This is a genomic window from Euzebyales bacterium (assembly GCA_036374135.1).
Taxonomy (GTDB): domain Bacteria; phylum Actinomycetota; class Nitriliruptoria; order Euzebyales; family JAHELV01; genus JAHELV01.
This window is the reverse complement of sequence record DASUUK010000102.1, coordinates 1-24016: the sequence shown is the minus strand read 5'-3', so window position 1 is coordinate 24016 and position 24016 is coordinate 1. Positions and strand designations below refer to the sequence as shown.

32 protein-coding genes are annotated in these 24016 nt (G+C 70.8%); 20 read left to right on the top strand and 12 right to left on the bottom strand.

Annotated elements, in window-relative coordinates:
• Positions 1-7: 7 nt before the first annotated feature.
• The 3 genes from VFZ70_16655 (at position 8) to VFZ70_16645 (ending at position 1619) form a co-directional block, all read left to right on the top strand.
• Positions 8-163, top strand: a complete 156-nt coding sequence (locus tag VFZ70_16655; protein ID HEX6257442.1) for a hypothetical protein — start codon at positions 8-10, stop codon at positions 161-163.
• Positions 164-307: 144 nt separating this feature from the next.
• Entirely contained in the window at positions 308-781 is a 474-nt protein-coding gene (locus tag VFZ70_16650) for a hypothetical protein (GenBank protein HEX6257441.1), read from the top strand.
• 523 nt (positions 782-1304) lie between these two features.
• On the top strand, positions 1305-1619 hold the full coding sequence (locus tag VFZ70_16645) for a hypothetical protein (GenBank protein HEX6257440.1): 315 nt from the start codon (positions 1305-1307) through the stop codon (positions 1617-1619).
• Positions 1620-1738: 119 nt separating this feature from the next.
• Here VFZ70_16645 and VFZ70_16640 read toward each other — a convergent pair whose 3' ends face one another.
• Together VFZ70_16640 and VFZ70_16635 are read right to left on the bottom strand one after the other, a co-directional pair.
• Positions 1739-2062 (bottom strand): hypothetical protein, encoded by a 324-nt coding sequence (locus tag VFZ70_16640; protein ID HEX6257439.1) that lies wholly within the window; start codon positions 2060-2062, stop codon positions 1739-1741.
• An 8-nt stretch (positions 2063-2070) separates the two neighbouring features.
• Positions 2071-3456 (bottom strand): M20/M25/M40 family metallo-hydrolase, encoded by a 1386-nt coding sequence (locus tag VFZ70_16635; protein ID HEX6257438.1) that lies wholly within the window; start codon positions 3454-3456, stop codon positions 2071-2073.
• Between the two features lie 201 nt (positions 3457-3657).
• Between VFZ70_16635 and VFZ70_16630 the strand changes: the two genes are divergently transcribed.
• From VFZ70_16630 to aat, 7 genes are all read left to right on the top strand, one after another.
• Positions 3658-3963 carry a hypothetical protein gene (locus VFZ70_16630; GenBank protein HEX6257437.1) on the top strand — a complete coding sequence of 102 codons (306 nt, stop codon included), beginning with the start codon at positions 3658-3660 and terminating at the stop codon, positions 3961-3963.
• A gap of 41 nt (positions 3964-4004) precedes the next feature.
• Positions 4005-5000, top strand: coding sequence for a beta-ketoacyl-ACP synthase III (locus tag VFZ70_16625; protein ID HEX6257436.1), 996 nt, complete (start codon positions 4005-4007; stop codon positions 4998-5000).
• Between the two features lie 76 nt (positions 5001-5076).
• Positions 5077-5328 carry an acyl carrier protein gene (locus tag VFZ70_16620; protein ID HEX6257435.1) on the top strand — a complete coding sequence of 84 codons (252 nt, stop codon included), beginning with the start codon at positions 5077-5079 and terminating at the stop codon, positions 5326-5328.
• A gap of 58 nt (positions 5329-5386) precedes the next feature.
• Positions 5387-6610, top strand: coding sequence for a beta-ketoacyl-ACP synthase II (gene fabF / locus VFZ70_16615; protein HEX6257434.1), 1224 nt, complete (start codon positions 5387-5389; stop codon positions 6608-6610).
• A gap of 12 nt (positions 6611-6622) precedes the next feature.
• Complete coding sequence (locus tag VFZ70_16610; protein ID HEX6257433.1) at positions 6623-8062, top strand: acyl-CoA carboxylase subunit beta; 1440 nt, start codon at positions 6623-6625, stop codon at positions 8060-8062.
• 25 nt (positions 8063-8087) lie between these two features.
• Positions 8088-8867: an enoyl-ACP reductase FabI gene (fabI, locus tag VFZ70_16605; GenBank protein HEX6257432.1), complete on the top strand. Its 780-nt coding sequence runs from the start codon at positions 8088-8090 to the stop codon at positions 8865-8867.
• Positions 8868-8875: 8 nt separating this feature from the next.
• Positions 8876-9547 (top strand): leucyl/phenylalanyl-tRNA--protein transferase, encoded by a 672-nt coding sequence (gene aat / locus VFZ70_16600; protein HEX6257431.1) that lies wholly within the window; start codon positions 8876-8878, stop codon positions 9545-9547.
• Here the strand turns inward: aat and VFZ70_16595 are convergent.
• Positions 9513-9734, bottom strand: coding sequence for a hypothetical protein (locus tag VFZ70_16595; protein ID HEX6257430.1), 222 nt, complete (start codon positions 9732-9734; stop codon positions 9513-9515). The two genes, aat and VFZ70_16595, sit on opposite strands and share 35 nt — an antisense overlap.
• Positions 9735-9909: 175 nt before the next feature.
• Between VFZ70_16595 and VFZ70_16590 the strand changes: the two genes are divergently transcribed.
• Positions 9910-10659, top strand: coding sequence for a DUF2071 domain-containing protein (locus tag VFZ70_16590; protein ID HEX6257429.1), 750 nt, complete (start codon positions 9910-9912; stop codon positions 10657-10659).
• Positions 10660-10865: 206 nt separating this feature from the next.
• On the opposite strand, the gene lon is transcribed toward VFZ70_16590, so the two are convergent.
• Positions 10866-13202 carry an endopeptidase La gene (gene lon, locus VFZ70_16585; GenBank protein ID HEX6257428.1) on the bottom strand — a complete coding sequence of 779 codons (2337 nt, stop codon included), beginning with the start codon at positions 13200-13202 and terminating at the stop codon, positions 10866-10868.
• A gap of 88 nt (positions 13203-13290) precedes the next feature.
• Entirely contained in the window at positions 13291-13710 is a 420-nt protein-coding gene (locus VFZ70_16580) for a helix-turn-helix domain-containing protein (GenBank protein HEX6257427.1), read from the bottom strand.
• A gap of 107 nt (positions 13711-13817) precedes the next feature.
• Between VFZ70_16580 and VFZ70_16575 the strand changes: the two genes are divergently transcribed.
• Positions 13818-14702, top strand: coding sequence for a S1C family serine protease (locus tag VFZ70_16575; protein ID HEX6257426.1), 885 nt, complete (start codon positions 13818-13820; stop codon positions 14700-14702).
• Positions 14703-14785: 83 nt separating this feature from the next.
• Here VFZ70_16575 and VFZ70_16570 read toward each other — a convergent pair whose 3' ends face one another.
• From VFZ70_16570 to VFZ70_16560, 3 genes are read right to left on the bottom strand one after another with little or no spacing between them, the layout of a single operon-like run.
• The gene (locus VFZ70_16570) at positions 14786-15436 is read right to left on the bottom strand and encodes an ATP-dependent Clp protease proteolytic subunit (protein ID HEX6257425.1); all 651 of its coding nucleotides are present in this window, start codon (positions 15434-15436) and stop codon (positions 14786-14788) included.
• On the bottom strand, positions 15433-15714 hold the full coding sequence (locus VFZ70_16565; protein ID HEX6257424.1) for a helix-turn-helix transcriptional regulator: 282 nt from the start codon (positions 15712-15714) through the stop codon (positions 15433-15435). The genes VFZ70_16570 and VFZ70_16565 overlap by 4 nt, the downstream gene beginning before the upstream one ends.
• Positions 15715-15719: 5 nt before the next feature.
• Positions 15720-16505, bottom strand: coding sequence for a metallophosphoesterase family protein (locus VFZ70_16560; GenBank protein ID HEX6257423.1), 786 nt, complete (start codon positions 16503-16505; stop codon positions 15720-15722).
• A gap of 142 nt (positions 16506-16647) precedes the next feature.
• On the opposite strand from VFZ70_16560, the gene VFZ70_16555 reads away from it, so the two are divergent.
• Positions 16648-17316 (top strand): nitroreductase family protein, encoded by a 669-nt coding sequence (locus VFZ70_16555; protein ID HEX6257422.1) that lies wholly within the window; start codon positions 16648-16650, stop codon positions 17314-17316.
• An 82-nt stretch (positions 17317-17398) separates the two neighbouring features.
• Here VFZ70_16555 and VFZ70_16550 read toward each other — a convergent pair whose 3' ends face one another.
• Genes VFZ70_16550 through VFZ70_16540 form a run of 3 tightly spaced genes read right to left on the bottom strand, consistent with a single transcriptional unit; the run spans position 17399 to position 19520 of the window.
• Positions 17399-18577, bottom strand: a complete 1179-nt coding sequence (locus tag VFZ70_16550) for a hypothetical protein (protein ID HEX6257421.1) — start codon at positions 18575-18577, stop codon at positions 17399-17401.
• A gap of 31 nt (positions 18578-18608) precedes the next feature.
• The gene (locus tag VFZ70_16545; GenBank protein HEX6257420.1) at positions 18609-19127 is read right to left on the bottom strand and encodes a TIGR03618 family F420-dependent PPOX class oxidoreductase; all 519 of its coding nucleotides are present in this window, start codon (positions 19125-19127) and stop codon (positions 18609-18611) included.
• A gap of 18 nt (positions 19128-19145) precedes the next feature.
• Positions 19146-19520 carry a hypothetical protein gene (locus tag VFZ70_16540; GenBank protein HEX6257419.1) on the bottom strand — a complete coding sequence of 125 codons (375 nt, stop codon included), beginning with the start codon at positions 19518-19520 and terminating at the stop codon, positions 19146-19148.
• Positions 19521-19651: 131 nt separating this feature from the next.
• Here VFZ70_16540 and VFZ70_16535 point away from each other — a divergent pair, with 131 nt between their 5' ends.
• From VFZ70_16535 to VFZ70_16520, 4 genes are all read left to right on the top strand, one after another.
• Entirely contained in the window at positions 19652-20011 is a 360-nt protein-coding gene (locus VFZ70_16535; protein ID HEX6257418.1) for a metalloregulator ArsR/SmtB family transcription factor, read from the top strand.
• A complete protein-coding gene (locus tag VFZ70_16530) occupies positions 20008-20667 on the top strand; it encodes an SRPBCC family protein (GenBank protein ID HEX6257417.1) in 660 nt (219 codons plus the stop codon). The genes VFZ70_16535 and VFZ70_16530 overlap by 4 nt, the downstream gene beginning before the upstream one ends.
• Positions 20668-20863: 196 nt before the next feature.
• A complete protein-coding gene (locus VFZ70_16525; GenBank protein HEX6257416.1) occupies positions 20864-21046 on the top strand; it encodes a hypothetical protein in 183 nt (60 codons plus the stop codon).
• An 11-nt stretch (positions 21047-21057) separates the two neighbouring features.
• Positions 21058-21552, top strand: a complete 495-nt coding sequence (locus VFZ70_16520; protein ID HEX6257415.1) for an NUDIX domain-containing protein — start codon at positions 21058-21060, stop codon at positions 21550-21552.
• A gap of 129 nt (positions 21553-21681) precedes the next feature.
• Here VFZ70_16520 and VFZ70_16515 read toward each other — a convergent pair whose 3' ends face one another.
• On the bottom strand, positions 21682-22386 hold the full coding sequence (locus tag VFZ70_16515) for a VOC family protein (protein ID HEX6257414.1): 705 nt from the start codon (positions 22384-22386) through the stop codon (positions 21682-21684).
• A gap of 100 nt (positions 22387-22486) precedes the next feature.
• Here VFZ70_16515 and VFZ70_16510 point away from each other — a divergent pair, with 100 nt between their 5' ends.
• The 3 genes from VFZ70_16510 (at position 22487) to VFZ70_16500 (ending at position 23810) form a co-directional block, all read left to right on the top strand.
• Positions 22487-22792, top strand: coding sequence for a CopG family transcriptional regulator (locus tag VFZ70_16510; GenBank protein HEX6257413.1), 306 nt, complete (start codon positions 22487-22489; stop codon positions 22790-22792).
• Positions 22786-23097, top strand: a complete 312-nt coding sequence (locus tag VFZ70_16505; protein HEX6257412.1) for a type II toxin-antitoxin system PemK/MazF family toxin — start codon at positions 22786-22788, stop codon at positions 23095-23097. The genes VFZ70_16510 and VFZ70_16505 overlap by 7 nt, the downstream gene beginning before the upstream one ends.
• 155 nt (positions 23098-23252) lie before the next feature.
• A complete protein-coding gene (locus tag VFZ70_16500) occupies positions 23253-23810 on the top strand; it encodes a CDP-alcohol phosphatidyltransferase family protein (GenBank protein ID HEX6257411.1) in 558 nt (185 codons plus the stop codon).
• Positions 23811-24016: the final 206 nt, after the last annotated feature.

Here is a 24016-nt window from a genome sequence, read left to right as displayed (position 1 = left end):
CCGTGGGGTGCGGCTCCTGCGCCGCCTGACCGTCGCGCTGATCGTGGCCGCGGTCGCGCTGTGGCTCGGTTCGCTGCGTGATGGCGACGCGGCGCCGGCCGGCAGCGGACCGGGACATCCGCCGGTCGCCGCGTCCGTCGCACCCGCCGACGCCCGCGTGTAGTGCCGGCCGCCCGAGCGGTCGCGTCGGGCTGGTCGCCCCGCCGGCTGGTCGGCCGGGTGGTCACGCGCCACCGGCCGACCAGCGTCCGGCGGGCCATCCCGTCGTAGCTACACTCGATCCGACACCGATCCGACGAGGAGTGCTGTGGCAACCCGACAGGCCCCGACCTATGACGTGAGCGTCGACCGGCAGAAGGCAGCCCAGGCCGCCGGGACCTACGACCTCGACGACCTGCCCGGACTGCTGTCGTCGCCGGTCAGCGCCGCGCGCATCGGCAAGAGCCCGCGCCAGGACAAGATGCTCAGTGGCGCCGAGGCTCTGGCCGAGGTCACCCGCCTGACACGGGGCGCGGCACTCGCCATCTACGGTCGACCCGAATCGCGATGGGCGAACGCCTACTGGCGCAGGGCGGGCAGCTCGGCGTCGATGACCGAGCTCCTGAGCTACGCGAGGCAGCTGATCGGCATGCGCCCCGACGGCCACCTCGTGGTCTGCCTGTGCGGGCACGCCGGCCAGGGGCCGTGCATCCCTCTGTGGGCGCCGCGCGACGAGGTCAGCCTGACGGTGCAGCCCAACGACCTGGTGCTCCGCTTCGGCGACGTCGTCCCGGACGACTGACGTCGGAGGTCGACGGTTCGGCCCCGCCCCCTGACCACAATCCTCTCCTGACCAGCAGGTCTTACCACAGCCTCACCTCGGTCGTTCGAGCACACCGCTGGCTCAGCGCTTGACTTCGACGCCCCGGTACCGCGGGATCGCCTCGTGGACCGGCCCGTCGAAGGAGGCTGACGCGGCACGAGCGACCTGTTCGAGCCGGCAATCCGTCGCCGGGCTCTCGATCGAGTGGCTTCGCATCCCCGAGCGAACAACGGTTGTCGGTCGCAGCATCGGCCCGCTGCTGGTGGCCGAGGACCTCGTGATGGCCGTCTACCTCCCCCCTGCTCGGTGGGATCCTGGCCGGCGGCACGACGCTCGCGGTCGGTGGCTCGGTGACGATCGCGCTGGCCGCCGCCGGGTTCGCGCTGTTCGTCGCCTTCAGGTACGGCAAGACGATCAGCCGAGCGCGACAGGCAGAACACACACAGAACTACTGCAACCAGCAGGTCGACGACCTGCTCAACGAGGTGCGGACCGAGACGACATGGAGCGGCGCAAGGAGCTCCACGACGAAGCGGTCACGATCATCGTCGACGCGCAGAGCTACGTGTACCTGTACAACCCCGACATCGTGCAGGCGTGGCAGCCGACGCTCGGAGAACTACGAGGTGCGCGCAGACGGTCAGATCCTGTGCAGCCAGGTCCGGCTGAACCGCTGAGCGACGAAGGGCCCCAAGTCGTGGCCGGCTACGTCGTCCGCCGGGTGCTGCAGGTCCTTGTGGTGATGCTCGGCGTCAGCATCGTCGCTTTCGCCGTGCCGCGACCACGGTCATCCTGGAGCGCCTGCCGGCGACGTTGACCCTGGCGTTCGCCGCAACTCGCGGTCGCCCTGGCGAGGGCGTGGCCTCTGGGCATCTCCACCGACAGCGGTCAACTCAATCTGCCCCCAATGGGGTGTCTTGACAGATCCCCTCCAAATCAGCCGCGCAACTCGTCGACCTCGGCCTCGCATTCCTCGACGAACTCCTGGGCCGCCGCGATGCGATCATCGATCCGCTCGTACTCGGCCAGCACGACCGAGCGGCGGGCGCCGATGGCCTCGACGACCGCCTTGGTGGTCTGATCGACGGGTCGGCGCATCTTGCGGGGCACGGCGTCCGCCTCGGCGCGCACCTGCGCGACGAACGCGTCGAGACGGTGCCGTTCGCCGACGAGGAACTCGCGGTAGCGCAGCAGCTCGGTGTGCTCCTCGCGTGCGCGCAGCAGCGTGAAGTACGCCGCGTCATACTCGGAGCGGGCCATGGCGGGCTCTAGGTCCCGTCCGCGAGCTCGGCGAACAGGTAGGCCTCGGCGAGGCACGCGCACTCCCAGTCGTCGAGGTGCAGCGACTCGTCGATGCCGTGGGCGCGGGTGTCCGGATCCTCCACACCGGTCAGCAGCGCGGGGATGTCACCGAAGGCCTTCGTGAGCGGTTCGATCAGAGGGATGCTGCCGCCCAGGCCGACGAGGACCGCGTCGTTGCCGTACGCGGCCGCGAGAGCACGCCGGGCCACCTTCATGGTCGGTCCATCCGGGTCGCCGTAGTAGCCCGCGGCGGCCGCGCCACGCGTGACGGTGACCTGCAGCCCCCACGGCACGTGGTCCTCCAGCCAGCCGACCAACAGGTCGAGCGCGCGGTCCGGGTCCTGTCCCGGCGCCAGCCGTGCGCTGACCTTCGCCCTCGCTGTCGCCGCCAGCGTGTTCGATGCGATGGCGACCGGTGTCGCGTCGAGCCCGGTCACCGAGATGGCCGGCCGGTACCACAGCTGCTCGAGCACGTGGTGGCCGGCCGCGCCGATGAGCTCGACGCCGTCGAGCAGGCCGGCCTCCTGACGGAACTCGTCGAGGTCGAACGCGAGCGCGTCGACCGAACTCGATCCCGGCCCGTCGGGCGCGTCGTCGGCGAAGCCTGGCACAGCCACCGTGCCCCTGTCGTCGGTGAGCCCGGCGAGCAGCTTCGCCAGGCCGCTGACGGGATCTGGCACGGGTCCGCCGTACATGCCCGAATGCAGCGGGTGGTCGAGCGCGCGCACCTCGACGACGCAGTCGGTCAGTCCCCGCAGCGAGTGGGTCAACGCCGGCGTGCCGACCTTCCAGTTCACCGAGTCGGTGATGATGACGACGTCCGCGCGGAGCAGGTCACCGTAGCCGTCGAGCAGGGCGTCCAGATGCTCGCTGCCCGTCTCCTCCTCGCCCTCGACGATGACCTTGACGTTGCACGGCAACCGGTCGTGGGTCGACAACCAGGCGTCGATCGCGGCGACGTGCACCATGATCCCCGCCTTGTCGTCGGCGGCACCACGGCCGTACAGACGGCCGTCGCGCTCGGTCGCTTCGAACGGCGGCGTCGTCCACGCTTCCAAGTCGCCGGGCGGCTGCACGTCGTAGTGCGCGTAGCACAGCACGGTGCGCTTGTCCGGTCCGGCGTGCAGCCACTCGGCGTACACGGCCGGGTGGCTGCCCTCGACCTCCAACAGCCGCGCGTTGCTGCAACCCCGCGCTGTGAGGAGGTCGCGGACCGCCTCCGCGCACCGTCGCAGCTCGGCGTGGTCGAAGCCTGGCGCGCTGACGCTCGGGATGGTCACGAGGCGCTCGAGGTCGATCCGGTGCGTGGCCATCCGGTTGACCAACGTGTCCCGGACGTCCGTGTCGATCATGGCCGGTCTCCTCGGGGCGGGGGAGTGCGTCGTGCCCGCAGCGTAGAGGCCGGACCGGCCTGCGTCAGACGGCCGTCAGCACGGTCGGTCCTGCCGACCTGTCGACTGTGGTGGTTGCGGATGGCGTGGTGGGGGCAGAATTGACATTGACGTCAATGTCAACAACGATCGACACGCCACCGCCGTCCTACGGAGGCGCAGATGCCCAGACCCGTCCGCCCGGCCGCTGCCGGCCATGCCAACGCCAGCGAGCCAGCGTCGCTCGAGGGCACGTGCGCCGACACCATGGGACTCGTCGTCGCCCCGACGACCGGCAGGTTCGAGCCGGCGGCCATCTCCGGCCGCGTGCGGGCCGGTCAGATCCTCGGTCACATCACGGGCGGTCGTGGTCGTGCGGACGAGGTGCGCTCACCGGTCGACGCCCTGCTCAAGAACCTGCTCGTCCGCCCGCGTCAACTGGTCAGGCAGGGCCAGGCACTGGCCTGGCTCGACGTGTCGCCGGCGTGACCGTCCGCACGCGGGCGGTGGCGCCGCGCTAGGTTGACGCCATGATCCCACGTACCGCGGCAGTGCTCGACGGCCTCGGTGTCGCCGTTCCCGACCGCATCGTCACCAACGACGATCTCGCGGCGCGGCTCGACACCAGCGACGAGTGGATCCGCACGCGGACCGGCATCGCGCAACGACGCATCGCCGATCCGGCCGTCGCGACCAGCGATCTGGCGTTCGAGGCCGCCCAGGCCGTCCTCAAGAACGCCGCGGACGATTCCCCGTCAGCGATCGTCGTCGCGACCACCACACCGGATCATCCGATGCCGGGTGTCGCGCCGCTGGTGGCGGCCCGTCTCGGGTGGGACTCGGTCCCCGCATTTGATGTGCAGGCCGCCTGCGCGGGCTTCGTGTACGGGCTGGCGTCGGCGGCCGGTCTGATCGCCGCGGGAGTCAGCGAGCGCGTGCTGCTGATCGGCGCGGACCTGATGGCCCGCATCACCAACCAGGACGACCGGTCGACCGCGGTCCTGTTCGGTGACGGGGCCGGCGCGGTGACCATGCGCGCGGGGGAACCCGACGAGCCCGGCGCCATCGGGCCGTTCGACCTGGGCAGTGACGGCAGCGGCGTGGACCACCTCGTCGTCCCGGCCGGGGGGACCCGGATGCCCGGTCCGGATCCGGACGCAGCCGGCCGATTCCTCACCATGGATGGCCGCGACGTCTACCGTCACGCCGTGCGACGGATGACCGAGTCGTGTCTGGCGCTGCTCGACACGGCCGGGTTGACCACCGACGACGTCGACCGGTTCGTCGGACACCAGGCCAACCTGCGCATCCTCATGGCGGTCGCCGACCGGCTGGGCATCCCCACCGACCGCCGGGTGAGTAATGTCGACCGCTACGGGAATACCTCAGCCGCCTCGATACCCCTCGCGCTGGCCGACGCAACGCTGCGTCCCGGCGAGCGGATCCTGGTGACGGCGTTCGGCTCCGGGTTCACCTGGGGCTCGACGCTGTTGACGTGGCCGGATCTCGACCGACGTGGGGCATGACCCCGCCACCCTCACGGCGGAAGGACTCCGCCGGACGTTCGACCATGACCAACGACGGTGAAGGGACACTGAACACATGAGCAGCGCTGTGTACGACAAGGTCAAGGAACTCCTCGTCGAGAAGTTCGGGGTCTCCGAGGAGGAGGTCTCGCCCGAGGCGACGTTCGCCGACCTCGATCTCGACTCGCTCGACCTCGTCGAGTTCGCGCTCGCCGCCGAGGAGGAGATGGGCGTGCGGATCAGTGACGAGGAGGCCGAGCAGCTCGACACCCTCGACGACACGGTCAAGCTGCTCGAGGAGAAGGGCGCCACCGTCGAGCGCGCTTGACGACGTTGACCACCGTGGGCCGGACCGCGGCCCGCATCGCGGCAGTAGGGCACGTGACATGACGACCGACATCGCGATCACCGGTCTCGGCCTGGTCACCCCGGCGGGGATCGGTGTCGACACGGCGTGGGCCGGGGTCCTCAGCGGGCGGTCCGCCGCCGCCAAGGACCCCAACCTGCACGGCATCCCGATCGACATCAGCTGCCGGGTCGCTGACTTCGACGGCAACGCGCTGCTGGGCCGCAAGGCCGCACGCCGGCTCGACCGCTTCGTCCAGTTCGGCCTGGTCGCCGCCCGTGAGGCGATCGAGGACTCCGGGCTGGATCCCGAGACATGGGACGGCGCCCGCGTCGGCTGCGTCATGGGCTGTGGCATGGGCGGCTCGCCGGTCTGGGAGCAGCAGCACGAGATCATGCTCGACAAAGGTCCCACACGGGTGTCGCCCCTGCTGATCCCGATGATGATCCCGAACATGGTCGCCGGCCACATCGCGATCGAGTTCGGCGCCAACGGGCCGAACCTGGTGACCGCCACGGCGTGCACGTCGGGCGCCACCGCCATCGGCGTCGCGCGCGACCTGCTGCGCACCCGCGCGTGTGACGTCGTCATCACCGGCGGCACCGAGGCGGCGCTGTCGCCATTGTCGATCGCGGCGTTCGGGCAGATGCATGCGCTGTCGGCACGTGTCGACGACCCGGCCGCCGCGTCGCGGCCGTTCGACGCCGACCGGGACGGCTTCGTCGCTGCGGAGGCGTCGGGCGTGCTGGTCCTCGAACGCGGCGAGGACGCCGCGGCTCGCGGCGCGACCGTGCGTGCCCGGCTGCTCGGCTACGGGGCCAGCGCTGACGCGCACCACATCACCGCGCCCGACCCCGAGGGGGTCGGCGTCGGCCTCGCGATCTCCTCGGCGCTGCGCGATGCGGGGGTCACCGCCGCCGAGGTCGGGCACATCAACGCCCACGGCACGTCGACACCGCTCAACGACGCCGCGGAGTCGAGGGTCATCCGCCGGATGTTCGGCGACGACGCGCCGCCGGTCACGTCGACCAAGGGCGTCACCGGCCACTCGCTGGGCGCGGCCGGGGCGATCGAGGCGGCCTTCGGCGCACTGACACTGGAGCACGGCCTGATCCCACCGACGGCGAACCTCCAGAAGCAGGATCCCGAGGTCGACCTCGACATCGTCCACGGCGAGCCTCGCGAGGTCGCAGTCGACGTCGTCATGTCGAACTCGTTCGGGTTCGGCGGCCAGAACGGTGTCGTCGTGCTCGCCGGCGCGTAGGGCGCTGCACGCGTGACCGAGACCATCGACCCGCGCGCCGACCGGTTGGCGCGCATCACCGCGCTCGTCGACCTCGACAGCTTCGCCGAGGTGGGCAGCCAGGCGCGGCACCGCGTCACGGCGTTCGGCATGGAGCGCAAACGGCCCGACGGCGACGGCGTCGTGACGGGGTCGGCGCGCATCCACGGGCGGCCAGTCGAGGTGTTCGCACAGGACCCGACCGCACTGGGCGGCTCGCTCGGAGAGGTCCATGCCGCCAAGATCGCCGCGGGGCTGGATCGTGCGGCGCGGGTGCGCTGCCCGGTGATCGGTCTCCTGGACTCCGGCGGCGCGCGCATCCAGGAGGGCGTCGCCGCGCTCGACGGCTACGGCTCGATCTTCTACCGCAACGTCGCGCTCAGTGGGCGGGTGCCGCAGATCAGCGTGGTGATGGGTCCGTGCGCAGGCGGAGCGGTGTACTCGCCCGCGCTGACCGACGTGGTCATCATGCAGCGCGACAAGGCGCACATGTTCGTCACGGGTCCGCGGGTGGTGCGCGCGGTGACGTTCGAGGACGTGTCGCTGTCGGATCTGGGCGGCGCCGAACTGCACGCGCGGACCTCGGGCGTCGCGCACCTCGTTGCCGACGACGCGGCGCACGCACTGGACCTGACGCGGCGCGTGCTCGGGTACCTGCCCAGCTCGTGCCACGACCTGCCGCCGCACGAGGTACCGGTCGAACCCGAGCCGATGCCGCAGGTCCCCGACGACCACCGCGAGCCCTATGACGTCCGCCGCGTCATCCGCGGGATCGTGGACGGCGGCTCGTTCTTCGAGCTTCACGAGCAGTTCGCCGAGAACGTGGTGGTCGGCTTCGCGCGCGTCGACGGCCGGTCGGTCGGCGTCGTCGCCAACCAGCCGCTGGTGCTCGCGGGATGTCTGGACATCGAGGCCAGCGAGAAGGCGGCGCGGTTCGTGCGGTTGTGCGACGCGTTCGGGATCCCGCTGGTGACGCTGGTCGACGTGCCCGGCTTCCTGCCTGGCACCGGTCAGGAGGCGGGCGGCATCATCCGCAAGGGTGCGAAGCTGCTCTACGCCTTCGCGGAGGCGACGGTGCCGCGGGTGACCGTCATCCTGCGCAAGGCGTTCGGTGGCGCCTACATCGTCATGAACTCCAAGTCGCTCGGTGCCGACGCCGTCTTCAGCTGGCCCGGCGCCGAGATCGCCGTGATGGGTGCCGAGGGCGCGATCGACGTCATCTACCGCCGCGAGCTCGCGGCGGAGCCCGATCGCCGGCCGGAGCTGATCGGTCATTACCGCGCCGAGGCGATGGACCCCCACGTGCCCGCTGAGCGCCTGAGCGTCGACGAGGTCATCGACCCTGCCGCCAGCCGCGCCCGCGTCGCGGCGGCACTGCGCGCCCTGGAGCGCTCGGTGCGGCCCGGCTACCGTCACGACAACCTGCCGCAGTAGACCACACCACCGAGAGGACCCGACCGTGCTGCTGGCCGACAAACGCCTGGTGATCACCGGCGTGCTCAACGACGCGTCGATCGCCTTCCACGTCGCCCGGCTCGCGCAGCAGCAGGGGGCTGACATCGTCCTGACCGGCTTCGGGCGTGGCATGCGCATCACCGAGCGGATCGCCGGCCGGCTCGAGGCGGCGGTCGACGTGCTCGAGCTCGACGTCACCGACGAGACGCACCTCGACCGCGTGCGCGCGACGCTCGACGAGCGGTGGGGCGGCGTCGACGGCGTGGTGCACGCGATCGGCTTCGCGCCCGACAGCGCGATCGGCGGGCAGTTCCTCCAGACGCCGTGGGAGGACGTCGCCACGGCGGTGCACGTGTCGACCTACTCGCTCGCGGCGCTCGGTCGGGCGTTCGCGCCGCTGCTCGCGGCCGGTGGCGGGGGTGCGATCGTCGGTCTGGACTTCGACGCGGCCGTCGCGTGGCCGTCGTACGACTGGATGGGCGTCGCCAAGGCGGGACTCGAGTCGTGCTGCCGGTACCTGGCGCGCGACCTCGGTGCGCAGGGGACACGCGTGAACCTCGTCGCCGCCGGACCGCTCAGGACCATCGCCGCACGCTCGATCGCCGGGTTCTCCACCTACGAGCAGGTGTGGCAGAAGCGCGCGCCGCTGGGCTGGGACACGGGCGATCCCGAACCGGTCGCGCGCGTCGTGTGCGCGCTGCTCAGCGACTGGACGCCGGTCGTCACGGGTGAGATCGTCCACGCCGACGGCGGCGCGCACGCGATGGGTGCCGACGTCCGCTGATCACGGTGATGAGCCGGTTCCCCGATCCGCGCAGGGGCCCGGGTGACGGGCCACTCGCGTACGGCGGCGATCTGGAGGTCGCCACGTTGCGCGAGGCCTATGCGCTCGGGATCTTCCCGTGGCCGGGCGACAGCGGCACGATCTGGTGGTGGTCGCCGGATCCGCGGGCGATCATCCCCATCGGCGGGCTGCACGTGTCCCGCAGCCTGCGCCGCAGCCTGCGGTCGGGAGCGTTCTCGTGCACGAGCGACACCGCGTTCGACGCCGTCGTCGCGGCGTGCGCGCACCGGCCGGGGGAGGGGACATGGATCGCGCCGGAGATGCGCACGGCGTACGGCCGACTGCACGCCTCCGGTGATGCCCACAGCGTCGAGGTGTGGGACGGCGCCGGCGCCCTCGTCGGCGGGTTGTACGGGGTGGCCGTCGGACGCGTCTTCTGCGGCGAGTCGATGTTCCACCGTGCGCCGGACGCGTCGAAGGTCGCGATGGTCGCCACGATGCGCATCCTCGAGCACGGCGGCTACGACATGTTCGACGTCCAGCTGCCGACCGACCACCTGCGGTCGATGGGCGCGGTCGACCTGGCGAGGGACGCCTACCTCGACCTGCTCGCCGCAGGGCTGAACGATCCCGCCCGATGGGACGCTACGGCGGCCCCCGGTGGTCCCCGCCCAGGGTGAACGGCGCGTGGGCGCACGCGACACACGCCTTGGCGTTGTCGACGTTCTCCCAGCTGACCCGCCACAACTTTTCCTCGATGCCGCAGACCGTCTTGCCCTCCCAGCGCAGCTGGATGTCATCCGGTGGCGCGGCCAGGTGCTGGATCTGCTCGTCCGGGGGCACCCACACCCAGATCACATCAGCCATCGGTGGCACGGCCCTTTCGCAAGGTGTCGGATTCGCGTGCCGCCCGGCGCGGAACGCCCCGTGGCGGTGGTCTGCGCGCAGTCTAGAAGATCGGCGTCTCACACGGCGCACGTCGCCGTCACGCTCATCCGGTGGTGCGCGGGGACCGCCGGTGGGTGACCGCTAGGCTGCGCTGGTGCCCGTCGAGCCGATCACACCCGACCCCCCACGTGACGTCGGACGCACCGTGTTCACCCAGACGTGGGCGCGACTGACGTTCCTGCACTGGGCCGTCGAGCCGGACCGGCTGGCCGGGCACCTGCCGCCGGGCGTGCGCCCCGACGTCATCGACGGGCGGACCTATGTCGGTCTGATCCCGTTCTGGATGCAGGGCATCGGCATCCTCGGCGGTCCCGTCGTCCCGTACCACGGTTCGTTCTGCGAAACCAACGTCAGGCTGTACTCGGTCGACGCCGCCGGGCGCCGAGGGGTCGTGTTCGTGTCGTTGGACGCCTCGCGTCTCGCCCCGGTGCTCGTCGCACGCGCCGTCGGGCTGCCGTACCTGTGGTCGAGGATGCGATACCGCCGACGCGGTGCCGTCGCCACCTACACGTGCCGCCGGCGGTGGCCGGGTCCGGTGGGCGCGGGCTCGCGCATCGCGGTGGAGATCGGATCGCGGATCGATCCGGGCCCACTGGAGCACTTCCTGACCGCGCGATGGGGCCTGCACGCACAGGCCCGCGGCTCGCGCACACTGTTCTGGCCGAACGAGCACGGCCGCTGGCCGTTGCACGCCGCGACCCTGCGCGACCTCGACGACGAGTTGCTCGCGGCCGCCGGATTCGGTGAGCTTGCGGGGCGTCCGCCTGACAGCGTGCTCTACTCGCCCGGGGTCGACGTCCGCTTCGGCCCCAGGCGACCAGCGGATGATCGGAGGAGCGGATGACGGGCGCGGGCAGCGGGGCCTGCTCGATCGCCTACGCGAGGTGGGGCGCGTTCTCGGCAGCGTGCTCGCCGGACGCCGACGGAGGGCGAGCCGCGGCGGCTGCCAGAGTGCCGCGACGACGACGACCGTCCCAGGTGCGGGCTGCCACGCGCCGCTGGTGCGTGGCAGCTGACGCCGGACAACGGCGCCGGCTGCCACTGCGCGGGTCAGGCGGCCGCGGGGACCCCGACGCTCGGCAGCGCGGCCGCGAGCACCTGGTCGTAACGCTCGGCCAGCGTGATGTCGAGATCCTCGCGGACGTGCTCGGGCACGTCGTCCAGATCGTCGGCGTTGCGCTTCGGCAGCACCACGCGGCGTAGACCGGCGCGGTGGGCGGCCAACAGCTTCTGCTTGACGCCGCCGATGGGCAGCACCAGGCCCTGGAGCGTGATCTCGCCGGTCATCCCGACGTCGTGTGCGACCGGCTGTCCGAGCAAGAGGCTCACCAGCGCGGTCGTCATTGTGATGCCCGCCGACGGGCCGTCCTTGGGGATGGCGCCGGCGGGAACGTGCAGATGGATGCGCGTGCTGTCGAGCACGTCGTCGCCGAGTCCCAGTACCGCCGCATTGGCCCGCACGTACGACAACGCGATCTCGGCCGATTCACGCATCACATCGCCGAGCTGACCGGTGATGGTCAACCCCGGTTCGCCGTTGGTGCGGTTCGCCTCGATGAACAGCACGTCGCCGCCCATCCCGGTGACGGCCAGACCCGTGGCGACGCCGGGCACGCTGGTGCGTTCGGCGACCTGCTCGTGGTGCACGGTGGGGCGTCCGAGCAGGTCGGTGATCTGGTCGGCGTCGATCGTGACCGGCTCCGTGGCCTCACCCGTCGTGAGGCGGGTGACCACCTTCCGGATCAGCTTGCCCAGCTGGCGTTCGAGGCTGCGGACCCCCGCTTCGCGCGTGTAGCCGTCGGCGATCGCGACCAGCGCCTCGTCGGTCATTTCCAGTTCGTCGGCGCGCAGACCGGCACGCTGCTGCTGGCGCGGCAGCAGGTGGTTGCGGGCGATCGCCACCTTCTCGTTGTCGCTGTAGCCGTCGACGCGCACGACCTCCATGCGGTCCAGCAGCGGTCCCGGGATGGTGTCGACCACGTTGCCCGTCGCGATGAACAGCACCTCGGACAGGTCGAGGTCGACCTCGAGGTAGTGGTCGCGGAACGTGTGGTTCTGCTCCGGGTCGAGCACCTCCAGCAGTGCCGCGCTGGGGTCACCGCGCCAGTCGCTGGCGACCTTGTCGATCTCGTCGAGCAGAATCACCGGATTGGCGGTGCCGGCCTCGGCCAGAGCGCGCGCGATGCGGCCCGGCTGGGCACCGACATACGTGCGGCGGTGGCCGCGGATCTCGGCCTCGTCGCGCACACCGCCCAGCGCGACGCGGACGAACTTCCGTCCCAGGGCCCTCGCGACCGACTCGCCGAGGGATGTCTTGCCCGTACCCGGCGGACCGACGAGCGCCAGGATCGCACCTGTGCCGCGTCCGGTCTCCGGCCCGAGGTCGCGTTCGGTACGCAGCTTGCGCACCGCGAGGAACTCGATCAGACGGTCCTTGATGTCGTCGAGGTAGGTGTGGTCCTCGTCGAGCACCTCGCGGGCCGCGGTCAGGTCCAGGTTGTCATCGGTGCGCGCGCCCCACGGCAGCTCGAGGATGCGGTCGAGCCACGTACGGATCCAGCCGTGCTCGGGGTTCTGCTCACCCATGCGGTCCATGCGGCGCAGTTCCTTGCCGGCGAACTCGCGCACGTCGTCGGGCATGTCGGCGTCGGCGATCTTCTGCTCGTACTCGGCGATGAGGTCGCCGTCGTCGTCCTCGCCGAGCTCGGCACGGATCGCGGCCAACTGCTGGCGCAGGATGGCTTCGCGCTGGGTCTTGTCGATCTGTTCGCTGGCGCGCTTGCGGACGTCGTCGCTGACGGTCAGGTCGGCGAGCGTCTCCCGTGCCCAGCCCAGCACCATCTCCAACCGCGCGGTGACGTCGAGCGTCTCGAGCACCTCGACCTTGTGCTCCGCGGACAGGTCGGGAGAGTACAGCGCCGTGTCGGCCAGCGTGCCGGGATCAGCGATGCCGTCGACCGCGGCGGCGACGCCGCGGGCGCGGCGGCGCCGCAGGATCTCGCCGAGCACCGCGCGGTACTCGCGCGCGAGCTCCGCCGTTCGGGCGGGGTCGCTGTTGATCGCCGACACGGGCTCGATCGTCACACGCAGGCCGCTGCCGTCGTCGCTGCCCGCGCCGATGCGCGCCCGCTCGATGCCCCGCACGAGCACGGCACGCGTGCCGTCCGCGGCCTGTTCGTCCTGCTCGACCATGCCGATCGTGCCGATGGCCGCGTACCGCCCGTCCACCTGTGGCACCAGGACCAGCCGCCCGTCGCCGGCGCGGGCGGCGTCGACCGCTCGGCGTGCCAGGGCGCTGTCGGCCACCATGTTGACGACCATCTGCGGCGCGACCACGCCATCGGGCAGCGGCAGCAGCGGCAGCACCACCGTTGTCACATCGTCCATCTTGCAGCCACCTTCGCTCGTCACTTGCAATCAACAAGCTAGCGGTGGATGGCGGAGATGGCTCCCGCAGAATCGCTCATGGCCGTCGTCAGACCACGAAGCTCTCGTCGGTCTCGCCGTCGGTCAATATCGCCGAGCACGTCGGGCAGTACCAGCGCGCTTCCGCGACCGTGCCGCAGGCGCGATGGCGCACCGGCTCGCCGTCACCCTCGGCCGCACCCCACTGCGCCAGCAGGCGCAGTGCGCCCGCCAGCGCATACCCGCTGGCCGTCAGTTCGTAGGCGTACCGCGGTGGCCGCTGCTGGTACGGCTGGGCGATCACCACGCGGTGGCGCTCGAGCTGCTTGAGCCGGCTCGACAGGATGTTGGGCGCGATGCCCTCGACGTGCTCCTGCAGTTCGCCGAACCTTCGGGGACCCTCGAGCAGTGCCTCGATGACGAGCAGCACCCAGCGGTCACCCACGCGCTCGGCGGCGTGGACCAGGGGCGAGGTGTCGGCGGTGCTCACGAACCGCATGCTACCCGCGAGCCGAACGAATGGGTTGCCGCCGGTGCCGGGTTAGGTAGTCTGTTGCAAGTAGCAAGTTACTTTCCGCAGGCAGAGGAGATGCTGACATGACGACGCTCACCGACCTGTCAGAGGTGCTCTCCGACATCGCCGCGCGCGTCGGCCCCGCGGTCGTGGGCGTCGGCGGCCGGCGTCGCGGCGCCGGATCCGGCATCGTCGTCGCCGACGGCCGTGTCGTCACGAACGCCCACAACCTGCGATCCGAGTCGGTCGGCATCCGGCTTCACGACGGCACGCGCGTCGAGGGCACCGTGGCCGCGGCCGACGCGGACAGCGACCTGGCCGTCATCCACGTCGACACGGGCGACATCGCGCCCGTCGAATGGACCGCAGCGACACCGTCCCTGGGTGCGTCGGTGTTCGGTCTGTCCCGCGCCCGGTCGGACGGCGCCACGCGCGTGACGTTCGGCACGGTCGCGTCGGTCGACCGGCGGTTCCGCGGTCCGCGCAACCGGCCGATCACCGGCGCGTTCGAGCACACGGCACCGTTGGCCCGGGGCGCGTCGGGCGGGCCGGTGGTCGACGGGTCCGGTGCGTTGCTCGGCATCAACACGCATCGGCTGGGCGAGGGCTTCTATCTGGCGGTACCCGCCGACGACACGCTGCGCCAACGGATCGACACGCTCGCGGCGGGTCAGTCACCTCGTCAGCGACGCCTCGGTGTCGCGCTCGCCCCACCGCACGTCGCCCGTCGCCTGCGCGGCGCCGTCGGACTGCCCGAGCGCGACGGATTGCTCGTCCAGGAGGTGTTCGACGACACGCCGGCGTCGGCCGCCGGGCTGCGTCGCGGCGACCTGATCGTGGCGATCGACGGTACGGTCGTCGACAGCGTCGACGTGCTGTACGGCGCCCTGGGCGGTCACGCCGACACGCTCACGCTGCGGATCCTGCGCGGCACCGAGGAGAGTGACGTCACGGTCACGTTCGACTGATCCTGACGCTCCGCGTGCACAACCACTGCGCGGAGCCCTCCCGCCGACTGCGGTGCGAGGGGGGTGGTACCGCTGTCGAGTGGTCAATGTCGCGCGATGGAGTCGATCAGGCCGATGATGCGGGCGCGGGTCGCCGACAGCGGGCTGCCGTCGCGCAGCGCCGACGCGGCCTCGTCGACGGTCATGGCGGACACCTCAGCGACGTGCTCGGCCATGCGCTGCCAGAGCTGCTCGACGTGCGCCGCGGCGCGGCGCACGTCGTCACCACGGCCGTCGATCGCGTAGCTGCCGTCGAGGCGGAGGCTGATCGTCGCCCGCGGCGTCGCCGATCGCCCCGCCGTCCCGGAGGCCAGCACGATGGCCGCGGTTCCGCCGGCCGCCCCGATGCAGCGGGTGGTCAGCGGCGCGCGCAGCAGTCCGATGACGTCGAGGACCGCTGGCACGGCGTCGACCGCACCGCCGGGACTGTTGATGATCAACTCGATCGGGTCGGCCGACCGGCCGTCGGCGAGCATCAGTTCGGCGCACAGCCGATCGGCGGTCTCCTGATCCAGGATCCCCGTCAGCAGCAGGCGACGATCGGCGCGCAACTGCACGACCGGGTCGTCCGGCCACACCACGGCGTGCGCGGGCACGGATGGAACGATGACCGGTTGCGGATCATCCGGGATCCGCTGCGGGTGTATCGGCCATCCCGGCGGTGGGATCTCGGGTGGCGGGTCACCGGGTGTCATGCGTCGCTCTCCTGGTCGAGTGGACCCACGCCGAAGCGCATCGTGAGCCCGAGCGCCTGGGCGTACCGCTCGAGCGTGGAGACCCGGACGTCGCCACGGCCCGCCTCGAGACGTGCGACCGCGGACTGTGACGTCCCCATCCTGGCCGCGACCTCGGTCTGGGACAGCCCGGCGGCGCGCCGCCGGACGGCGAGGTCGTCGATCACCTCGCCGAGGTCGTCGCGGAGCTGATCGAACCCGGGAAAGGCCGACGATCGGGCATCATCGGTGCCTGCCATGGCCGTCACCCGCCCTCATCGACGAGGACGCGCCCGTCCCGCGGCGCGAACGTGGCCAGCGCCTGCGCGTCACTCGCCGGGGAGCGGATGAAGAAATCGGCCCAGCTCGCCGCATCGGGATAGCTGGTCGCGACGATGTCCGCGCACGCGGACTCGACGTCGTAGGTCGTCGTCCGCAGTTGGACCACGCCGTCGCGCAGCAGTGCCCAGTGCGCGCCGGCGCGACCGTAGGGCATGCCGACGCTGCCCGGGTTCACGATCAGGCGCCGGTGCGCCAGACGCTGGAACGGCATGTGCGTGTGGCCGCAGACGATCGTTGAGACCGACGGGTCGACGGTGGACAGGACTTCGGCCCACCGCTCCAGGCGGGTGTCGACCAGCACGACCTCCTCGTCGTCGCGTGGCGTGCCGTGGCAGAACAGCACCGGCCCGAAGCCTGCGAGGTCCAGCGTCACCGGGTGGGGGAGCGATGCCAGCCGTTCGACGTGCCTGTCCGACAGCTGGCGAGCCGCCCACGGCGCGATCGGGTCGGGGATCGTCGTGTCACCGCCACGCGCCAGCGCAACGAGTTCCCGGTCGGCGTTGCCGCGTACCCATACCACGCGGTCACCCAACTCGTGCAACCGGTCGAGCACGGCGACCGGCTGCGGACCGGCGGCGATGTCGCCCGTGAGGACGATGCGGTCGGCGGCGGTGACCGCCGGCTCGGTGAGCACCGCCTCGAGTGCCGCCAGCACGCCATGGATGTCCGACAGCACGGCGACGGACGCGATCGTCGGTGACAGACTCATGACATCAACGATATCTCAATAACGATATGGGCGCGCGTGTGCGGATGGTGCGGTCCGGTGGGATCGACTCCGAGGTCGTCCTCGGCGGTGCCGACTGCGTATCGTGCATCGTCCGGACAGCGCTGCCGAGGAGACCGGATCGATGGGATCGAGTTACCAGCCGCGGCCACTCGACTTCCAGCGCTACGACGAGGAGCACATGCGCGAGCGCGCTCGCACCTGGCACACGCAGATGGACCGTCGCCGCTCGGTCCGGCAGTTCTCGACCGAGCCGGTGCCGCGGGATGTGATCGCCGATGCGATCCGCACGGCGAGCACGGCGCCGTCGGGCGCGCACATGCAGCCGTGGACGTTCGTCGTGGTCGCCGACGCCGACCGCAAGGCGCGCATCCGCGAGGCGGCCGAGGCGGAGGAGCGCGAGTTCTACGAGCGCCGCGCGCCGACGGCGTGGCTCGAGGCGCTCGCACCCCTCGGCACAGACGCGGTGAAGCGCCACATCACCGACGCGCCCTACGTCGTCGTGCTGTTCCGCCACCGCCACGGCGTCGCCGCCGACGGCAGCCGCCGCGCCTACTACTACACCGCCGAGAGCTGCGGCATCGCCGCCGGCATGTTCATCGCGGCGATCCATCACATGGGTCTCGCGACCCTGCCGCACACACCCAGCCCGATGGGCTTCCTGTCGGCTCTGCTGGACCGGCCGTCCAACGAGCAGGCGTTCCTGCTGATGCCGGTCGGCTACCCCGCCCGCGACGCCGTCGTGCCCGACATCGCCCGCAAGCCGCTGGATGCCGTCAGCGTCTGGCTCTGAGGTGGCCGCGTCGTGTCCGCGCTCGTCACGGGCACCTGTCGCCCGGACCACGCCGGGAACCGTCAGTGTGGTCACCGGGCCATCAAACCCCGGGCCGCCACAGTCCGAACTTCCACGTCGGGTCGCCCGGGACCATCGTGTGCTCGAACTGTGATCGAACACCCATGCGCCGCGTCCGCTCGACCGCGGACCGTCCGAGCGCCAGCTGGCTGCGCTGCCACCGCGCCAATGCCGTGTCGACGTCGAGGTCGGCGTCCCGCAGCGCATCGTGCAGCGCCCATGCGTCGGCACACGCCTTGGCCTGTCCGGCTGCCAGATGGGGCCGGAGGCCGAAGGCGGCGTCGCCGAGCAGGCACACGCGCCCGAACACCATCTTCGGGACCTCGAGGTCGGCGATCGCCTGGATCATCGGCCGGTGACACGAGGTCATCAGCTCGGCGAACGTCGGCGCGAGAGCCGTGTCCGCGCGCGTGCGCATCTCCGCCAGGTGGTCGTCGCGGATCTGACCCGGAGGGACGGTCGTTGCCCACCGGCGCCCGTCGCGGCCGGTCATCAGATCGTCCAGCTCCGCGCCTGCCGCGTAGTTGCGGTACCAGACGACATTGATCGTGCGCTGGCCCGGTGCGGTCGCGCCGTCGGCTCGGGGGATCGCGTAGGCGAGGATGTGGCCGTCGTCGAGGATCTGGTACAGCATCGCGTCCGCCAGTTGCTCGCGTGCGCCCGCGCTCAGCTGCGCCTCGTCGATCACGCCGCGCCACGCGACGTAGCCGGCGTACATGGGTCCGACGTCGGGCAGGAGCAGCGTGCGCGCCGTCGACCCGATGCCGTCGGCGGCGACCAGCAGGTCACCGGTCACCGTGCGCCCGTCGTGCAGATGCACGGTGGCGCCGTCGTCATCGCGGTCGAGGTCGACCATCGCCGCGTCGAGGTGGTACCGCTCGCGGTCGAACGCGTCGAGCAACGCGCTGTAGATCGAGCTCCAACCCGCGAACCGGTAGTGGTCGGCGTCGCTGGCGAGCACCCGTCCCTGACGGTCGATGTAGGTCCAGTCGCGCAGCTCCAGGCTGACACGGTCGCGGTCGGGTGCCCGCTCGACCAGGTAGCGCTCGGTGATCGGGAGCACGACGATGCCCGCGCCACGCGCCTGCAGCGCGGCGTCGGCGCGCTCGAACACCTCGACGTCGAGCCCGAGGTCCGCCAGCAGCAGCGCGGTGCTCAACCCGCCGATCGAGCCGCCGACGACGAGGACGCGCAGCGTCACGACCGCACCGCCGCCATGTGGCGCGCCCGCCCTACGGCAACCCGAACGTCGACACCGAGTCGACCGTGCACTCGAACAGCACGCGGCGCTCGTCGCGCGAGGGATCGCGTAGGCCGTACGGCGGCTCGTTGCCGGTGTACTTCATCCACGCCTCGTCGATCGTGCGGGTCGCCCGCTCGCCGTCCGGATCGTCCTCGCGCACCTCGTTGCTGACCGTCGCGCGCATGCTCATCCAGTGATAGGGGTTCTGCGGGTTCATCAGCATCACCGTGACCTGCGGGTTGGCCCGCAACCACTCGCACTTGCGACGGTGCGTGGCGAGGTTGAACAGCACACGATCACCGTCGTAACCGATCCACACGGGCGTCAGGCTGGTCCGACCGTCGTCCCGGGTCACGGCGAGCACGGCGGTCACGGGTTCGTCCAGCAACCGGCGGTAGATCGGGTCGAGATCATCGAGTGTCTCGATCTCGCTCCGCTCGCCGATCATGAACTGATCTTCCTGCAGCCCTTCGGCGACGTGATTGAAGTTGGCGACGGTGAACCCCACGGCTCCTCCTCGGTGCGGTCAGTCGAGCAGTTCGACGGTCACGAAGCGCAGTGGCGTCGTGCCGACGTTCTCGAGGTCGTGGATCAATGCGGTCTGCGGCGTGTGCTCGAGCACCTTCGTCTCGCCCATGTGGTAGTCGCGCACCACATAGGTCCCGTCGACGAAGCGCTGCAGCCCGCGTCCCGGCGAGACCACCGTCCAGAAGTAGTTGCGGGTGTGGGCGTGGAACGGACCCCGCTCGCCGGGCGCGAGCAGCACCTCCCACACGCGGATCCGATCATCGGCATGCCACAGTGTCGAGCCGACGTCGAGGTTGCCCGCCGCGGTCGCAAGCTCGTCCGCGTACTCCGCGCGATCGAACGTGCCCTGTGCGACCGCGTCACCCGTGTCCACGCTGCCTCGATCCGCCCGCTGCGACTGCGGCCGCGGACGTCGTTGGAGCATAGGAGACGCCGGACACTCCGGCGAGACTGCGCAGCATATTTGACTTGACTTATATAAGCAAGGTTCTATAATTTGCAGCCATGCACGCGTTCGACGTCCTGGGTGACCCGGTGCGACGCCGGATCCTGGAGCTGCTCGCGGACGGGGAGGCCAGCGCCGGGGAGGTCGTGACCGCGATCAGCAGCGAGTTCGGCATCTCGCAGCCGGCCGTGTCCCAGCACCTGAAGGTGCTGCGCGACAGCGGGTTCGCCCGCGTGCGGCCGGACGGCGCCCGGCGCCTCTACACGCTCGACGCGGGGCCACTGCAGGACGTGGATGTGTGGCTCGACCGGTTCCGCCGCTTCTGGACACCGCACCTGAACGCACTTGCGACCGAACTGGCCCGCGGACGCAGGCAGCGACGCATTCAGCAGGCAGACGATGACAAGGGACAGACATGATCGACGTGAAGCACCAGATCAACGCGGTCGACCGCACGGTCGGCGCGCGCACCCTCGCCGCGGGGGAAGCCCGCGTGATCACCATCACGCAGACCTATGGCGCCGAGGTCGGCGACGTCTGGGACGCGTGCACGAACACGGAACGCATCCCACGCTGGTTCCTTCCGGTCCGCGGTGACCTGCGTGAGGGCGGCCACTACCAGCTCGAGGGCAATGCGAGCGGGACGATCAGCAGCTGCGACCCGCCGCACCGCTTCAGCGCGACCTGGGAGTTCGGTGGCGACGTGAGCTGGATCGACGTGCGACTGACAGAGGAGGCCGACGGGCACACCACGTTGATGCTCGAGCACGTCGCCCACGTCGACGACACCCGATGGTCGGAGTTCGGCCCCGGCGCAGTCGGGGTCGGCTGGGACGCGGCGCTGCTGGGCCTGGCGACGCACCTCACCGAGGGCAGCGCCGTCGATCCGGATGCCGCCGCGGCCTGGGCGGCATCCGATGAAGGCCGCTGGTTCATGGGGCGCAGCAGCGAGCTGTGGCGCGACGCCAGCGTCGCCGCCGGCACCGACCCACAGGCAGCGCGCGAAGCGGCCGACCGCACGACCGCCGCCTACACCGGTGCGGGGCCGGCGGCCGACTCGGAGGCGAGCGCCTGACCAGTTCCGGCCTGAACCCTCAGTGGGGGAGTGGCTCCGGGTGGCGATCGCGCCAGCCGCGTGCACACCCTTCAACGGGGTGTGCATGGCAGCGGGCAGCAGCTCGGTCACCGTACGTAGGTCGTGCCCATGAGATCGGAGCCAGCACCGTCGCGAGAGCGATGGCAGATGAGGATCCGCCCGGCGGCGGGTCAACGTGCGACTGACGACGCGCGGTCTCGAACTGGTCGACGAGGTCTATCGTCACGCACCTGGCCACTGCGCGCGAGATCCTGGGTTACGTCGCGCTGCCGAGCGTCAGCAGTTGATCGCCCTTCTCCGCGTGACGCTGCTGCACCTCGGCGATCGCGCGGACATCGACGGGTCCGACGATCCCTGACGGCGACCGCCGTGAACGAACGTACGTTCGGTAAGGGGAGTTTCGCGGTCGCGCTCGGTCAGGACGACGGCCACATCACGCCCAAGGTCGACGTGCGCGGAGCGCTGTTCGACGGTGACACGGTCCTCCTCGTCCGGGAACGCCTGGACGGCATGCGATGGACGCTGTCCGGAGGGTGGGCCGACGTCGTCGACACACCGGCGCAGGCCGTCGAGCGGGAGTTCCGCGAAGAGACCGGACTCGAGGTCCGTGCCGTGCGCCTGCTTGCGCTGATCGACCGCCGAACCTTCAACCATCCGCACCCAGCACACGCCGCCTACAAGGCGATGTTCGCCTGTGAACCGACCGGCGGGACATTGCGCGCGTCGACCATGGAGACCGCTGCGCCGACGTTCTGGCCGGTCGATGACCTGCCTGAGCTGTCCACCGGACGCATCACCGCGGAGCAGATCAAGCTGCTCCACGACGTGCACACCGATCCGTCCCGGTTGGCGGCGTTCAACTGACGCGCGCCGAGGGCGTCACGTGACCCACCGAGTCTGGAGGAGCCTCCCGCAAGGCATCGCCCATAATGCACCTTATGTCAACTAGTTCCGAGGTGGTGTCCCGACCTGACCCACTGGGCAACCCGGTGGTCAGTTCCCTCCCACGCAGAACTCGTTGCCGTCGGGATCGGCCAGCACGACGGCGCCGTCCTCACCCATCGCGAGCCGAGTGGCCCCGAGAACGACCAGCCGGTCGACCTCCGCTTGCTGGTCGCCACCGGCCGGGGCGAGGTCGAAGCGCTGCCGGTTCCGCACCTGTCTTGGGGCCACGGGCGGGCCTCCCCACGCGACCTTTGTGCCGCCGAGCGGTGACTGGATCGCGGTCTCCTGGTTCTGGTCCCACACCAGCGGCCAGCCCAGCGCCTCGCTCCAGAAGAGGCCGACTTCCCGGGTGCCGTCGCAGGCGAGCTCCCCGAGAAGGCCGCACCCGGCGAGGAAGGCGTTGTCCGGCTCGATCACGCAGAACTCGTTGCCCTCGGGGTCGGCCAGGACGACGTGGCCCTCCTCGGGGCGCTGCCCGACGTCGAGGTGGCCGGCGCCGAGCCCCAGCGCCGTGGCCACCGTGTGCTGCTGGTCGGCGCGGCTGGCGCTGGTCAGGTGAAGGTGCATGCGGTTCGGCCCCACCTTCTCCGCGCGGCCCGGGACGAACCGGAGGCTGAGTTGGGCGTCCTCGCCGGGCAGGAGCGCACCGCCGGTGTCCTCGACGACCTCCCGGCCGAGCATGTTGGCCCAGAACTGCGCAAGGCGAGCGGCGTCGTGCGCATCGAAGGTCACCGACAGCAGTCGCGAGAGCATCACCGCACAGTAGACGGGGGCCAGCAACACAACAAGGCGCCGAGCCGCACAGGCTGCGTCGCGCGGCGAGATGTTGTCATCATAGGGCTATCCTAGTCCTATGAGTAGAACGCAGACGATGGTCCAACTCAACGAACAGTTGCTCGATCTGCTCGACCAGCGCGCGGCCCGTGCCGGCGTCTCCCGGTCACAGATCATCCGCGACGCGATCGAGGCCTACCTCGCCACCGACAGGCAGACCGCGATCGACAGTGAGATCGTTGACGGCTACACCCGTAGGCCGCAGACCGGTGAGTACGACGCCGATGAGTGGGGTGACCTCGGGCCACTCGTGAGCGCCCTGACCGTCGTCCAGCAACGCCGGCTGAGCGACGAGGAGCGCAAAGCAGGGCTCGAGCCGTGGTGACCCGCGGCGGCGTCTACTGGATCGAACATCCCGAGTGGGGTCGCCGCCCCGTGCTCGTGCTCACCCGCGACGCTGCGATCGGTGTACTCAAACGCGTGACCATCGCATCGATCACGCGCGTGATCCGTGACATCCCGACCGAAGTCGTCCTCGACACCGACGACGGCATGCCGACACGCTGCGCGGTGACGCTCGACAACATCGGAGAGGCGTGGAAGGCCATGCTCGTCGACCGCGTCACCACCCTCACCCCGACACGCATGCGCGAGGTCTGCGACGCCCTCGACACAGCAGTCGGCTGCTGACGGAGGTGGAGTGGTCGCAGGCAATGTCACGGCCCACTCGCAGTCGCCCGATGACGACGATCTGTCGGTAGGCTGAGCCGGGCTCAAGGTGCCCACGGCCGTGCAGCGCGTCCTGCCGGTTGACATGGCGCGGGCCCGAGCACGAGGTAGCCGCGATGGCACGATCATCCCCCGCCCTCGCGCGTGTCGCCGACACGTTGACGGCGACGCGCGCGGTGATCGCGATCGCCTTGGTCCCCGCGATCGCCAGCGGTCACATCGATGTCGCGGCCGTGATGCTCGCCGGGGCGTGGTGCACCGACATGCTCGACGGGCGCATCGCCCGCCGGGCGGGCACTGAAGGAAGCCTTGGAGCGTGGGATCTGCATGTGGACAGCGCCGTGGGTGTCGCCGTCCTCCTGGGGCTGGCGTTCGCGGGACACGCGCCCACGCTCGCGATCGCGATCGCCGTCGTGCTGGGTGGCGCCTTGGCGCTGTCCGGCAACGCGGCAGCCGGACTGGGTCTGCAGACCATCGCGTACGCGTGGTTCCTCGTCATCGCGTGGCAGCAGGGCTCGACCCTCGCGCGTTGGTTGTTGCCCACCGTCATCACTGCCCTGCTGGTGATCGATATCGACAGGTTCATCACCGTGGAAGTCCCCCGGTTCATCTCCGGCATCGCCGCGCTCGGCGACCACACGTCGCGCCGGAAGGCCAGGGACCGCCGGACGTGATCGGAAGCGGGACCCGTATCGACCCGAACCGGGTCCGCCGACCGTTCCGCCGGCGCCAGCGACCTTGATCGGCTGGCAACCTTGACGTTTTCGTGCATCGGGCGACCGTCGCTGACGTGCTGGCGTCGGTTGCGGCGGCTCGGAGCGCGGGATCAGTCCGCGGCGCGCGTACCGGTCTTGGCTTTGGTCACGATGGTGGTGATCCG

Excerpts from the sequence above, each read along its gene's own strand:
- VFZ70_16560 (HEX6257423.1), bottom strand. The coding sequence starts at position 16,505 with ATGAGTCTGTCACCGACGATCGCGTCCGTCGCCGTGCTGTCGGACATC.
- VFZ70_16530 (HEX6257417.1), top strand. The coding sequence starts at position 20,008 with ATGATCGACGTGAAGCACCAGATCAACGCGGTCGACCGCACGGTCGGC.
- VFZ70_16595 (HEX6257430.1), bottom strand. The coding sequence starts at position 9,734 with ATGGCTGATGTGATCTGGGTGTGGGTGCCCCCGGACGAGCAGATCCAG.
- VFZ70_16570 (HEX6257425.1), bottom strand. The coding sequence starts at position 15,436 with ATGACACCCGGTGACCCGCCACCCGAGATCCCACCGCCGGGATGGCCG.
- VFZ70_16575 (HEX6257426.1), top strand. The coding sequence starts at position 13,818 with ATGACGACGCTCACCGACCTGTCAGAGGTGCTCTCCGACATCGCCGCG.
- VFZ70_16535 (HEX6257418.1), top strand. The coding sequence starts at position 19,652 with ATGCACGCGTTCGACGTCCTGGGTGACCCGGTGCGACGCCGGATCCTG.
- VFZ70_16500 (HEX6257411.1), top strand. The coding sequence starts at position 23,253 with ATGGCACGATCATCCCCCGCCCTCGCGCGTGTCGCCGACACGTTGACG.
- VFZ70_16635 (HEX6257438.1), bottom strand. The coding sequence starts at position 3,456 with ATGATCGACACGGACGTCCGGGACACGTTGGTCAACCGGATGGCCACG.
- aat (HEX6257431.1), top strand. The coding sequence starts at position 8,876 with ATGAGCCGGTTCCCCGATCCGCGCAGGGGCCCGGGTGACGGGCCACTC.
- VFZ70_16555 (HEX6257422.1), top strand. The coding sequence starts at position 16,648 with ATGGGATCGAGTTACCAGCCGCGGCCACTCGACTTCCAGCGCTACGAC.
- VFZ70_16510 (HEX6257413.1), top strand. The coding sequence starts at position 22,487 with ATGAGTAGAACGCAGACGATGGTCCAACTCAACGAACAGTTGCTCGAT.
- VFZ70_16645 (HEX6257440.1), top strand. The coding sequence starts at position 1,305 with ATGGAGCGGCGCAAGGAGCTCCACGACGAAGCGGTCACGATCATCGTC.
- VFZ70_16620 (HEX6257435.1), top strand. The coding sequence starts at position 5,077 with ATGAGCAGCGCTGTGTACGACAAGGTCAAGGAACTCCTCGTCGAGAAG.
- VFZ70_16625 (HEX6257436.1), top strand. The coding sequence starts at position 4,005 with ATGATCCCACGTACCGCGGCAGTGCTCGACGGCCTCGGTGTCGCCGTT.
- VFZ70_16515 (HEX6257414.1), bottom strand. The coding sequence starts at position 22,386 with ATGCTCTCGCGACTGCTGTCGGTGACCTTCGATGCGCACGACGCCGCT.
- lon (HEX6257428.1), bottom strand. The coding sequence starts at position 13,202 with ATGGACGATGTGACAACGGTGGTGCTGCCGCTGCTGCCGCTGCCCGAT.
- VFZ70_16565 (HEX6257424.1), bottom strand. The coding sequence starts at position 15,714 with ATGGCAGGCACCGATGATGCCCGATCGTCGGCCTTTCCCGGGTTCGAT.
- VFZ70_16640 (HEX6257439.1), bottom strand. The coding sequence starts at position 2,062 with ATGGCCCGCTCCGAGTATGACGCGGCGTACTTCACGCTGCTGCGCGCA.
- fabF (HEX6257434.1), top strand. The coding sequence starts at position 5,387 with ATGACGACCGACATCGCGATCACCGGTCTCGGCCTGGTCACCCCGGCG.
- VFZ70_16630 (HEX6257437.1), top strand. The coding sequence starts at position 3,658 with ATGCCCAGACCCGTCCGCCCGGCCGCTGCCGGCCATGCCAACGCCAGC.